General features: G+C 56.6%; 11 protein-coding genes and 1 pseudogene. 7 read left to right on the forward strand and 5 right to left on the reverse strand.

From position 1 onward, the window contains the following. Nucleotides 1–31: 31 nt before the first annotated feature. The 4 genes and pseudogenes from PQR42_RS43545 to PQR42_RS43560 all read right to left on the reverse strand — a co-directional run bounded on the left by PQR42_RS43545 (nucleotide 32) and on the right by PQR42_RS43560 (nucleotide 4,240). The gene (locus PQR42_RS43545) at nucleotides 32–997 is read right to left on the reverse strand and encodes a hypothetical protein (protein ID WP_408495821.1); all 966 of its coding nucleotides are present in this window, start codon (nucleotides 995–997) and stop codon (nucleotides 32–34) included. A gap of 54 nt (nucleotides 998–1,051) precedes the next feature. After that, nucleotides 1,052–1,501 (reverse strand): annotated as a pseudogene (locus PQR42_RS43550) (TniQ family protein); the annotation flags it as partial. Then, entirely contained in the window at nucleotides 1,498–2,421 is a 924-nt protein-coding gene (locus tag PQR42_RS43555) for a TnsD family Tn7-like transposition protein (RefSeq protein WP_408495807.1), read from the reverse strand. The gene PQR42_RS43555 and the pseudogene PQR42_RS43550, both read right to left, overlap by 4 nt. 499 nt (nucleotides 2,422–2,920) lie before the next feature. Further along, nucleotides 2,921–4,240: a hypothetical protein gene (locus tag PQR42_RS43560; RefSeq protein ID WP_408495809.1), complete on the reverse strand. Its 1,320-nt coding sequence runs from the start codon at nucleotides 4,238–4,240 to the stop codon at nucleotides 2,921–2,923. Nucleotides 4,241–5,244: 1,004 nt separating this feature from the next. Here PQR42_RS43560 and PQR42_RS43565 point away from each other — a divergent pair. The 7 genes from PQR42_RS43565 (at nucleotide 5,245) to PQR42_RS43600 (ending at nucleotide 9,840) form a co-directional block, all read left to right on the forward strand. Beyond that, nucleotides 5,245–5,763: a DUF6471 domain-containing protein gene (locus tag PQR42_RS43565; RefSeq protein WP_408384145.1), complete on the forward strand. Its 519-nt coding sequence runs from the start codon at nucleotides 5,245–5,247 to the stop codon at nucleotides 5,761–5,763. Between the two features lie 613 nt (nucleotides 5,764–6,376). Further along, nucleotides 6,377–6,586 (forward strand): BPSL0761 family protein, encoded by a 210-nt coding sequence (locus tag PQR42_RS45855; RefSeq protein ID WP_507028580.1) that lies wholly within the window; start codon nucleotides 6,377–6,379, stop codon nucleotides 6,584–6,586. A 107-nt stretch (nucleotides 6,587–6,693) separates the two neighbouring features. Next, nucleotides 6,694–7,230, forward strand: coding sequence for a hypothetical protein (locus PQR42_RS43580; RefSeq protein WP_408495811.1), 537 nt, complete (start codon nucleotides 6,694–6,696; stop codon nucleotides 7,228–7,230). Between the two features lie 233 nt (nucleotides 7,231–7,463). Next, on the forward strand, nucleotides 7,464–7,658 hold the full coding sequence (locus tag PQR42_RS43585) for a hypothetical protein (RefSeq protein WP_408495813.1): 195 nt from the start codon (nucleotides 7,464–7,466) through the stop codon (nucleotides 7,656–7,658). Nucleotides 7,659–7,739: 81 nt separating this feature from the next. Further along, entirely contained in the window at nucleotides 7,740–8,093 is a 354-nt protein-coding gene (locus PQR42_RS43590; RefSeq protein WP_408495815.1) for a hypothetical protein, read from the forward strand. Nucleotides 8,094–8,280: 187 nt separating this feature from the next. After that, nucleotides 8,281–8,511: an AbrB/MazE/SpoVT family DNA-binding domain-containing protein gene (locus PQR42_RS43595; RefSeq protein WP_408445705.1), complete on the forward strand. Its 231-nt coding sequence runs from the start codon at nucleotides 8,281–8,283 to the stop codon at nucleotides 8,509–8,511. 591 nt (nucleotides 8,512–9,102) lie between these two features. Then, nucleotides 9,103–9,840, forward strand: coding sequence for an SIR2 family NAD-dependent protein deacylase (locus tag PQR42_RS43600; protein WP_408495819.1), 738 nt, complete (start codon nucleotides 9,103–9,105; stop codon nucleotides 9,838–9,840). A 123-nt stretch (nucleotides 9,841–9,963) separates the two neighbouring features. Here PQR42_RS43600 and PQR42_RS43605 read toward each other — a convergent pair whose 3' ends face one another. Continuing rightward, nucleotides 9,964–10,920 (reverse strand): lysozyme inhibitor LprI family protein, encoded by a 957-nt coding sequence (locus PQR42_RS43605; protein ID WP_408495817.1) that lies wholly within the window; start codon nucleotides 10,918–10,920, stop codon nucleotides 9,964–9,966. Nucleotides 10,921–11,278: the final 358 nt, after the last annotated feature.

Raw genomic sequence — 11,278 nt, forward strand, 5'->3', positions numbered from 1 at the left:
GTCAGAATGACCATTCGCTGTCGGACAGACTTCACACCAATCGCGCCGGTCGACCCACAGAAAGTGGAATGCGCTCTCTGAATGCAGCCGCCGTTTCAACGTGCTCGTCGAGCTCCTCTCGAGTCGAAGGCATCAGATGCTTAATGCTCCCCCATGCACGGTCCATACGGTGGCCACGAACAAGAACAGTCTCGGTAAGTCGGCGACGAAACCCGTCTTCTATCAACCGGCGCGCTCGGGTGGCAACGTATGCGCTCATAGATGCATCGAGTCTCTCGTAGTAGTCTTCACGAGGTCCGATTCCACGAAAGCCGAAATGGGATACGTCCTCGCCCGCCTCAAAGAGCGACCGCTGAGTGATGAATAGCCGAGCGTTATGTGGCATCTGGTTCAACAGTTGCTTATGCGTCATTTCTGGGTTCCCATTTCTGAGTTCGCGATATAGACCCCGATAGTGTTCGAACCACCGTGAGCAATGCCTCTCTCTCCATGCGTTGCGATAGACCGTATTTCTACTTTGGCTGCGCCTCGGCTCGCAGGGCAGCTCTGGATGCGATGCGTCATCATCGACCGGCGACGCAAACGCCTCTTCAACCGCACCCCAAGCGCCAAAGAGCGCCTTGAGAAGAGCAATGCATTGCAATGGATGGCGCAACACTTTTGTCCCATTTAGGACCTTTTGTAGCGAGCCAGTGCAATGGACGGTTGCGTTGACTCGGTCGAGCAACCGTGCATCAGTGTTACTCCGGAAGAAGTCCAATGTGCGGGCCCAATTGATTCGACCATCCATCATCAGGCCGTGTCCTTTGACCGCGCGCGCAACCTCGTGTGCGATTCGCTCTCGCTTGAATGTCGGCATGTAATTGCTATTGAGCAGGCGAGCGGAGATTCTCGCGAGCTCAATCTCCGAGTCTGCATCCGCGCCTGCCAGAATCGATGCCTGCCGAAGCGGACGGAGTCCACAGCCGCAATGAGCAGCCGGATGCACGCCGTACATTTCGAATTGCGAGACATCGGCGCAACTGTCACATGTTGTGTGTAGCGGCAACTTATGACGCGAGCACATGAGTAGGCCCGGTATAAGATGCTCACGGCGCCAGAATGGAAGCGGCTTGTTGCCTGGCGCGATGTCCTCAACGATACAACGTGGGCACCTTCCTGGGGCCAGTCGAGCCCACCCAGACCCAGGGCCGTTGAGCCCCAAAAATGACATCAGACCTTCTTTGCTTTGCTCAAAGAAGTGATTCAGCACTATTTCTTTTTCCTGAGGTCTCATCGTCCGCAATACGAGAGGTACCGATGAGTTGTGCTCGAGGACGCTGTCACGGGAGCCGACGTAGCGACGTAATTCGTCAGCATATGTACCTAGTCCGCTTGGCCACAAGCGCGCGTGAGGCAACTTCCCCTTGCTAGCAAAGCGGCCGATGCGAACCAAGTACCGTCCAAAGTCCTCCTCCGGCATTATTGGAGAGCGTATTAAAAGTCCTAGAGAGTTCGTCATTGCTGGTGGACTACGTGCGCATGGCGGTTGATTGTGTCTTTACGCAGTCGAGACCTGCGGGTGATGCTGGAGCTGTTCACTGCAGCGCCAGAGAGCGTGAGCTGGGCTTGTGCGTGTTCTACACGTCTGGATACGAATACCTCACGTTGTGCCGGCAGTTGGGCAAGAACTCCGGCTCCATTTAATCTCGATGCGGCCAAATTGAACGCGACGACTGACATCCCATAGCTGATTCGCGTCTGGTAAGAGGACGGCAGCGGGGCAAGTCCATCTGCGGAGAAACGAAAGTCCTTCGTGTTGCCACAAATTCGGTTCAAAACCACGGTAGGTATCGCACGAGGCGTCCGTGGCTGTCCTACTCTGCGAATCGGTGCTTCGTTCGATTTGAGCCAGACGCGGTCGTGTCTGTACAACCATGTCCATAGCGCCTGTGCGCGATGTCTGACTTGAGTCCTGGTCATTTCGCGCGATTCGTGCCGGAGAGCCATCCAAGCCGCCCGCTTCGCCGCCAACTGCGCTGCGTCTGAAACTTGCATGGCAGTGTCGGATGTGCGACGGCATCGAGACTTCGGCAGAGCGTCTATATCCGCCGCGAGCCACTCCATGAGCACCATCAAGACCGGATGAATCACTCGCCTGTCGCTATTCGCAGCCTTCAAATATGCCGCGACAACATCAACGTCCCGAATCAGCGCATCAAGTCGGACGTCTTCGAATCCCTCGGAGAAAATAGACCGCAGCGCCCGTCGAAGAGGCTCGACGCGAACGTGCCCCTCCTGTGTGACGTAGCCCTTCTCGCGCAGCGAATGAAACACGCGCTCACGTGTCGGCGTTTGAGGTGCCAAGAACGCAAGGGAATACGTCATCCGCGCAAAGCGCAATGCGTTGCTGCCCGCAACACCTGCCGAAGACTGATTCATCAGCGATTCCAACGTGCTGCACTCTTCATCGCAGTCGAGCTCGCAGTCATGCAGTGGGCAGCGTGTTATGAAATCTGCACAGTGCATGCAGTACGAAACCCTTCGACCAAACTGTACGCGCGCAATGATTCGACACTCGGGGCACTGCAGTCCGTGCCTATTCCAGCACTGGTAGAGCGGCGGCAGATGGCAAAAGGATGTACGAGCTTGCGATGCCTCCGTCACTGACTCGACGGCGCGGTCTTTCATCGACGCATGCACCCCAAGCAAATGAAGCGGTAGCAGCGAAAACGCGGATAGGACTTGGTCCGGCTCGCCGTAAGCTCCTTCTGTAAGCGAGCAAAACTTGCGAGCCCTGCACGGGAGACTGCCCAATATAGTTCGACCACTCCGCTCTACTTCCATATATGTTCGCCTCGCGAGGAGCGAATCCGTCGTACGCGAGACCATGCAAAGGACACTCGTTGCTGTTTCGCCGAGCGCCGCAGGCAGAAATGTCTTACGCACCGCTAGTCCCTCCGCGGCCTACATCCCCCAGATATGAAATCCGTCGCCCTTTCTCATCTTCCAGCCCAGGGACGGTCTGCATGACAAGGTCGAGCGGCAACCAGTCGCCGTGGCGGCGGACGCTCGTGTTGGTGAGTGAGCCGCCATATTTGCGAGCTGTCGCGATTGCTTTAAGGTGCGGCTGTTCCAAAAGCAGCGCCAGTTCTGCCGCGCGGCTAAAGTGGTCGCGCGATACATCCGTGGTGACTAAATCGCGCCAATTTCGCGACATATGCGCGCAGAGCTTGTGCCCAATGTCTGTGTGGCCCAGCGTTTCCTTCCAGAGCACATCGAAATACCAATCGGGAGCCTCGGTTCCGAAATGTTTTCGCAGATACCGATTGAAGATGAACTGCGCCTCGGCAAGCCAATGCAGTGAATCAACAGCGTGTGGGGGGATGTAGTATTGGCCGGCGCCAGATAGCGCCCGACGAGCGGAGTCCTGTTCAGCCAACGCGGCCGCGGCGCCCGGAGTTACCATAATGACGACGGGAATTCCGGTCTCATCTGCGAAACGCGCGAGAGTGTCCCAAAGCTCAGAAGCTTTGTCTGGCCGGGCGTTTCGCGTGTTGATATTTTCAACAATGAGGCATCCGAGGCTACCTGCGATAGCAAGCGCCTGAAGCAGCGCGCCTATCTCGTCTTCGCCACGATGAATTCGTCCACGTGCTTTGCTAAACAGGTTCATGCCTAGAGCGTCGTCAAACGCCTTAACAAATCCCTTCGCAAAGGCTCTGAGACCGCCAGTGGGCCCGAACTGGACCACGAGGATTCTCGCTCTCAAATAGCACACCAATCCTTCCGGCGAATCGACGTCAATCTCGTCCACCTCCTCGCCGAATAGCCTCACGAGGGCCCGACGTATTGCAAGTCGCCCCATTCCTTCTGGCACAACAACGAGGAAGCCACGCGCAACAGCATTGGGCACACGCACCTTAGCGGCCGGAGTGGAATGCCCGTGCCGGTCAGATTGGTGAAACATAACCTCGAGGGCTGACTCAATCTTATTCCGGAATTCAAGCAACGAGAGGTCTCGTTCGCTGGCGCTTTGATACACGGCGCGCACGAGGTCGAATCCAAGATGGGCGTGCTGAACTGTCGGCATGACGGCCGTCTCAGCAGTTGCATCTGCTGGCAAAAACTCCATTCGCTCAAAGGCAGCATCGAGCGAAGCAATTTGAGGAAGGTTTGCGAGTGCGGGGTTAGGGACACGCGGACGCTGCGCCGCTCGCCGACCGCCTGGTGCAATAGCTGCTGACGTACTCAGTCCCATCGCCGTTCCTTTGCGAATCGACTAGGCGAACAGCACGAGGAGCTCAGCTCACCGCGTTTGGCCGCATCGTCCAGGGGCATGCGCCCCGGGACGGTCGCCTTCCTACGGGTACGGCGGAATTGCGCCGAAAAGGCAAAGCATCTTGTGCTTCTGTCGAAGCGATGCCACCAACAGCCGAGACGGCCCACTATCACGGGCTGCCATAACGCGTTGATATTAATCATATTTCTCAAGCATCCCACTTCTGCTCATACGAGCAGGGTCACGCCACATCTATTGGTGGCGGAACGGTTCATTGACATAGAACCTACCTCGTGAGACACTACGCGCGAGTAGATGCACGTGTGGTCTTCACGAGAAGGCTCACCGACGCTAGGGACGGTTGCCGCCGTCCCTTTTGTCGTTTACCGGTCTTCTTCGGCGAAGCATCCGTCGCCGTTCGGTATCCTGCTGCTACAAACTACATTTCTCATCTCCAAGAACCCGATATGGGTTCGCCACTATCTGATGGTTGCCGCTCATATTCCATCGAAGGACTCTGCGAACTCAATCGCCCATCCGCTCGAAAGCAAAGCGTATCGCATGCGCGCGAAGTGTCTCTCGCGCGTCGTCGTGAAGTGATGCCTCAAAGACCCAAGTTGCGGCAACTAATCTCCCTTTGCTCAAACAACGAACGCGCACCTGCAAGCACATCAATTGACTTGACAAACAGACCGTTTTGGTTATACTAAAGGGTTATCCTTGCCGCGCCCGGATGCTACGCGAAGTCCACTCACGTAGCAAGACCATCTCGTTGGGCCTATCTCTCCTCTCCATCCGCTGACTCCAGCGAACATTCGCAGCCTTGTCATTTTTCGAGCGGCAGCGCGCCTGGTACAATCGGCGACACTATGTCCGCATTTTGCTTCCAGGCAATGAAAGAAAGCTGCGTGCGAGAACTCTGAATTCGGCGATATTTACTGACGTAAACAGTAGGCCATTTCCTTCCTAAGGCAAGGAGTCCTGTGAGCGGAGCAGAAACGGCTTGGTCCAGTCTTGCCTCGCGTGTCGTGCGCGTTGTACTGGCGAGGAAAGACTTTGGTTACGCGCAGTTGTCTCGGGCCTTGGCTTCGATGGGCGTGAAGGAAAGCGACCGAGCTCTTGCATCCCGTGTTTCCCGCGGACGCGTCAAACTGAGCCTGCTCCTTCAGATTCTTGCGGTGACTGGCGCAAAGGTGCCTTCGTTGTGGGACGGTGCCGTGTCAACGGCTGGAACGTGGGAACAGCGTGCCAGAATGGTTGTCGTCGCAGAATTATCTAGGCAGCCAATGGTTGCTTTCGAAGAACTCGCGCAAAGGATGGTTCGGCTTGGTTCGGATTTGACTGAAAAGACACTGACGTCGCATCTGGACGAAGGGATTCTCTCTCTTCCGGAATTTCTTCAATGCCTTGTCGCTTTGGGTAGCTCAAGCCTCGAGCTCTATGTGGACTACGAGGACCTCGTTGCTGCCGCTCAGGCGGCGCCACCTCCGCCGCTCCTGTAACGCGGCGAACTCTCCTCCTTGCTTTTTCACCTTACTTTACTAGAATCAAAAAGAGCGATTTTTATGCCCTTTTTTGATTTAGACATCCCGCACGCACAGTAAGCGAAAAAACGACCAATGCTGTCTTGGGCGACCGCCCATTCGCCCGATGCGTATAGCAACTTTACGCGCGAACTTGCCGCGCCGGCACCGACTGCGGGCGGCACACCCACCGACTCGGGAAAAGGAGGGCAGTCATGCCTGTCTGGAGCGTAGCCGGCATAAGCGCCGAGCCCGAGTTGTCAATTTCTGAATGGCAAATCCTAGAAACACAACTTGGCTCTAGGCATTTTGTCGGTACCAACGTGTGCGATTACACCGGACGGGTGAGCACGGCCATTCAACAGTTCGACTCGACCGCCCTACGGGGAGTTACCTCATCCGGTCGCGTGTACCAACTGGTGGGCCCACGAGGTTCTTCAGCGGACGGTCAATACATCTGGGAGCGTTGGTGCGCTGTCAACGGGGTAACTTCATACACCGACGTCACGACCCATGTGCTCGTGGAGGGAAAGACATGACAACCCCAGCGGAACGTTCGAAGGCTGTGGTCGACACGCGCGAATTTCTGCAAATGCTGAGCGCTGCAGAGGAGGTGACCATTCGCGGCTTGGTGCAATCAGTCGCGATTGGCCTTCTCAGGCACTACCCCATGAACGTCGACTTGGACGTGTCAGCGAGCGTACTTCCGGAAGTCTGGGCTCACCCGACTGTCGAACGCTCCGGCGACCTGACCGTGGGTGTTCGCGTCGTTCCGTTGTTCGCGGCGCGGACTGACGAATAAGCTTTCGAGCGAGGACGACCATGCCGCCCCGTCAAAGCAACCCAACCACTGACTCGCCGTCCGAGGATACCCACGTATTAGAGCTTCTGCGAAGCGCCGCAGTCGCAGTGACCCTATTCGACCCAGATGGAGCTCGAGCGCTTCTTAAAATTCCAGATGCCGAACTCGGGAGGCGGTTCAAACGTGCGCTTGTGACAGTTGCGGGGCTAGCCACAGTGTTGAACATAGAACAACGTTCGATTCGTGAAGAAAGTGCGCAACGGCGGATAGAGCTCGGTGCGAATCAAGGAGAGTCGACGCCGGCACGCCTAGTTGCCACCGCGAAATTAATACACTTTTCTCATTTCTGTGCCGTTATCGGGTTCACCCCCCGCCGGGTCAGAAAAGACGTCGCCGCTCAGCGCATCTTCAGTGTCGACATCGACGATGAACCGTATTTCCCGGCATTCTTCCTGGTCGAACAGATTCGCCGAAAGGACTTGGCGAAGGTTGTGCGAACGCTCGGGGACTTGGAAGGCTGGAGCAAATGGCATTTTTTTACAACGACGAACAGTGCGCTGGATGACCAGACACCGTTGCAAGCACTCTTCTATGGAGACAGGAAGCAGGTGTTGCGCGCCGCCGCCGAAGCGGTCGAGCGGTGAGGAATTTGTCTTCCGCGACCGACCCCGACAGCCTCACACCGGTATAAGACATAGACGCAATCTGGCAATTCGCCCTCACGTATCCGGCGTTGCTGGTCGTGCCGGCAATTGCGTTTGTCTTCAGCTTGGTGATACTGCGTATCAAAAAGCGGTATGTCCACGAGGGGATTTTGTTTCGGCGCGGGACTGCTCCGGAGCCCGACCCCGGTGCCTTAAATGCAACGGAAAACGAGATGAATTCTGATAGCGGTATCGACCTGGAGATTGCGCTTCGCAAGTTTCACGAACTGGGCTTGGCGGACGGGGACTTAGGATATGCCTACTGGTATGAAGTCGGACAGTTACTGAAACGAGCAGCCAGTATGCAAGCGCAAATCGACGCGCTCAGTAAAGAGCTGGAGCAATCGCGTGCTAAGCGGTCAGAATAGAAGTGAGCCGATGCCGAAATCCGCTGGCCTAGACCGGCTACCCATAATAAGTTGGCACCTGCAACAGTGGCGGAGGACGGTATGACGGACCGACGTGTTCCTGATGATTTTCCGACAGAGGCCGACCTTGGTTCGGTAACCGGGGTTCAACCAAAACTTCTCGTTCGCGAAGTCGACGGGCGTTATCAAAGCGGTGTCTCGGTGGAGCAACTGTGGGTTCGATATGACGCGTGTGAGGACCTTGCTAGTCAGCTTTCCGCTTATGTATCGCGAAAGATTGCTACTTCTGGTCTGTCGCCAGACGTGGCGTTGACCCGCGCCGAGAAAGGCGTGAGATTGAAGGTCGACGCTGGCGAGTGGGACTTCTCCCAACGTGAGGTGGCTTGGGTCATGAAGCGCACGCGGCAACTGCTGCTGGCCGCGACCAATGATTAGCGAGCGCATCCGCTGAGAAACCGCCGCGCTGAAACATCGTTGGACGCTCCTCGAGACAAGCGTTGACCATCAGCGGTTCGTCTTAGGGCGTTCGCTGACCATGCCAGCGTCGAGCAGTGTCGCGCAACGCAAGGAGCGTCGACACGGAAACTGACTCGCGCATACCCGAGCATCCAAGGGGAAATTTATGGCCGAGTCGCGACTGACAACCAATGGCCGCACTACCGTGCCTGCCGGAGTCAGAGAAGCACTGGGGATGACGCCAGGCACGCGGCTGGCATGGCATGTCATGCCCGATGGCGAAGTCCTCCTACGGGCAAAATCGAAGTCGCTTCTGGAGTTGGCGGGAACCGCGGAATCCCCGGTCAAAGGGGTGACCATTGAGGACATGAAAGCGTGGCGACGGTACCGCGCGTAACGTGCGTGTGCCGAAGCGACTGAGGAAACTGCCGACAACCACCAGAGACATTATCTTGACGGTCGTTGCTTCAAGCAATAAATTGGGCCTGTCGCTTTCGCCAGATGGCAGGTGAATGTCCGCGGCGCAAGGCAACTCAATAGATAACGGGGTTTGGTTTGCCGAAGTAGCGCCGCCGACACATCTCGCTAAAACTTGGGCCGCGGTCACGCGTCAAAATTATGAATGTATGCGCTCGCGTCAAATCGCTTTTAACTCAGCGCATGCAAAGGCGCCTGCTAAGTCGCGAGAGCGCGAAAGAGCTGCTGCTTGCCGATGCAGTTGCGGGGCTCAACGATGAAAAAACCGGGCGCGCAATCAGCGAGGCCGAATTTCGTCGACGGTTTCGACGATGAAGACGAGCGCAAGGGACGCCAGCGCACACATCGCATTCACGGCCCGTTAAATTAATGCATCTGCCTTTCAGGCCTTCGGTAGTCGTCGCATTGTAATGGGAGTACAGAGGTGACCGATTCGCAAGATGAAAAGCTGGGGAAAGCTGCTGAATGGCTGCGAGAAGCGGACGGACTTCTCATCACCGCGGGCGCGGGAATGGGCGTCGACTCGGGCCTTCCTGACTTTCGTGGCCAAGAAGGCTTCTGGCGCGCGTATCCCTCGCTTCGGCAACACGGCCTCTCGTTCGAAGACATGGCAAACCCAGCAAGGTTTGCTGAGCATCCCAAACTTGCGTGGGGCTTCTACGGACACCGGCTGAAGCTTTATCGTGAAACCGTTGCGCACGACGGCTTCACGATTCTGCGTAGATGGGCGGACCGCATGCCGCTTGGCGCTTTCGTGTTCACGAGCAACGTGGATGGACAGTTCCAAAAAGCCGGGTTCTCCGAAGGCCGGGTCCACGAATGCCATGGGTCGATTCACACGCTTCAATGCTTGGACGTCTGCACCAACGACACATGGCCGGCCAAGAAATTCCTTCCGCAGGTAGATGAGGACACGTCCGAGCTGGAATGTCCAATGCCGCGTTGTCCGCGTTGCGGCTCTCTCGCGCGTCCAAATATCCTGATGTTCGGAGACTATGGGTGGGTTGACGCTCCGTATGAAAGGCAACGGGAACGCCTGGCGGCCTGGATTTCATCTGTATCGAAACCGGTCGTTGTCGAACTGGGCGCTGGGAAAGCGTTGCCGACGGTACGGCGCTTCAGCGAGCGAAACGCGCACCAACGGCTTATTCGAATAAATCCTCGGGAGCCGAATACGAACCCGTTGCATGGTGTCGGATTCGCGGGTAATGCCGCGGCGATGCTCGAGTTGCTCGACGCACGCGTCTAAAAGAGATGACCGCATATTTTCCAATAATGCTCGAAAGTTACCCAGCTTTTATCGAACACATATGACAAGACCCGCAATACGCGGGTCTTTTTTTTGCGGCAAAAATTGTCAGCAATGCTCGGCTTACTTGAACTCAGCGGGCTTCGACAGGTGGCTGCTTACCGCATCAAGGTCGTCGATGCGGCTGCGATATGCTTGCGCAATGCATTCTGCGGTCGAGCATGCGTCGCGTTCTTTCTTTCGCCACTCAATCTGGTCAGCCTTGAGTTGCTTCTTGTTGTCGGTTAGCTCCATCTGGCGCTTGTACGACTGACCCAGTTCCACATCGAGAGCGGAAAGTTGCGGGGAACCGCAAATCAGACGCTCGGGACCGCTTGTGACCTTGCTGCAGTCGAAACTCGGCGCGAATGCCGTAGTTTGCGCGGCCGACGCGCTGTCGGTCTGAGCAGGCGCAGTCGCCGTTGCGGCAACCGGCATGACTGGAGCAGGCGTCACCGCCGGAGCGGTGGCGGGTGCAGAAACGGTCACGGGCTGCGCTTCTGGCTGCATCGCATGCGGTGCTTCCTGTGCTGGCTGTTGCGTCGCCTGTTGCTCAGTCTGGGCGGGTTGCGTCGCGGCCGCAGCCGCGGCTTGCGCAGAGTTCACCGACTTCACTGGCGCCTCAAGACTTGCGATGTGATTCAAGTCGTCAGTTGAGATTTTGCGAACGAAGCTGAACTCGCTCTGCGTGCCGTCGTGCAGTGTCAGCTGCAAGTGAAAAGCTGATTTATCGGCGTTCCAGATTTGACGGATGGTCCACACCGCCGGCTTGCCCGTCGCGGCAATGACGACGTTGAGATTGGCCGTGTGGTTCTCATTGTCGATAGCGCCAGCGTTAACAGGAATGAATTCGTCGTCGACTAGCATCCTAACTTTTTTGTCAGCATACTGAAGCGTCATAAGGCTGTTTGATGTGTTCTCCTTCCACACTCCGGAGATGTCCTGAAGGAGCGATGGCTCTTCCTGCTTTTTCTGCTCTCCGCAACCCACCAGAGCGATGAGTGCGATTGCCAAAATGGCGCCCAACAACCGTTTCAACATGCTTTTTTTCCTTTTCGATTTGTTTTGATTATGGCCGAGGCTCTCACGCTCGAGCGCACGCGAAGATAACACGAAAGCTTTCAAATATTGTGGCGCTCTGCAGACACTGAATTGCTTGTCTGCAGGTCATGACGATAGCGGCCGGAATCAGTGTGAGTCACTGAGGAATCCGCATCGCGCCGTCGATAACCATCATCCGCCTGAAGGGAGCCACCGGTCGCCGCCAGCCTCTCGCAAGACATGGCGGAAAGCGCGCACATCTTCCTTGCCTGTAAATGTCTGCTCGATGTATTTGTCTGCATTCAGTCGGCCGGCTTCAGCCGCGGCAGCGAGGCTATCCATCAGCCATGACGGACCT

The sequence above is a fragment of the Paraburkholderia sediminicola genome, from assembly GCF_046027355.1.
GTDB lineage: Bacteria > Pseudomonadota > Gammaproteobacteria > Burkholderiales > Burkholderiaceae > Paraburkholderia > Paraburkholderia sediminicola_B.

What these genes read in the sequence shown, in the direction of transcription:
- PQR42_RS43545 (WP_408495821.1), bottom strand. Translation starts at nt 997, where the DNA reads ATGTACGGCGTGCATCCGGCTGCTCATTGCGGCTGTGGACTCCGTCCG.
- PQR42_RS43555 (WP_408495807.1), bottom strand. Translation starts at nt 2,421, where the DNA reads ATGAATCAGTCTTCGGCAGGTGTTGCGGGCAGCAACGCATTGCGCTTT.
- PQR42_RS43560 (WP_408495809.1), bottom strand. Translation starts at nt 4,240, where the DNA reads ATGGGACTGAGTACGTCAGCAGCTATTGCACCAGGCGGTCGGCGAGCG.
- PQR42_RS45855 (WP_507028580.1), top strand. Translation starts at nt 6,377, where the DNA reads ATGCTGAGCGCTGCAGAGGAGGTGACCATTCGCGGCTTGGTGCAATCA.
- PQR42_RS43585 (WP_408495813.1), top strand. Translation starts at nt 7,464, where the DNA reads ATGAATTCTGATAGCGGTATCGACCTGGAGATTGCGCTTCGCAAGTTT.
- PQR42_RS43590 (WP_408495815.1), top strand. Translation starts at nt 7,740, where the DNA reads ATGACGGACCGACGTGTTCCTGATGATTTTCCGACAGAGGCCGACCTT.
- PQR42_RS43595 (WP_408445705.1), top strand. Translation starts at nt 8,281, where the DNA reads ATGGCCGAGTCGCGACTGACAACCAATGGCCGCACTACCGTGCCTGCC.
- PQR42_RS43600 (WP_408495819.1), top strand. Translation starts at nt 9,103, where the DNA reads ATGGGCGTCGACTCGGGCCTTCCTGACTTTCGTGGCCAAGAAGGCTTC.
- PQR42_RS43605 (WP_408495817.1), bottom strand. Translation starts at nt 10,920, where the DNA reads ATGTTGAAACGGTTGTTGGGCGCCATTTTGGCAATCGCACTCATCGCT.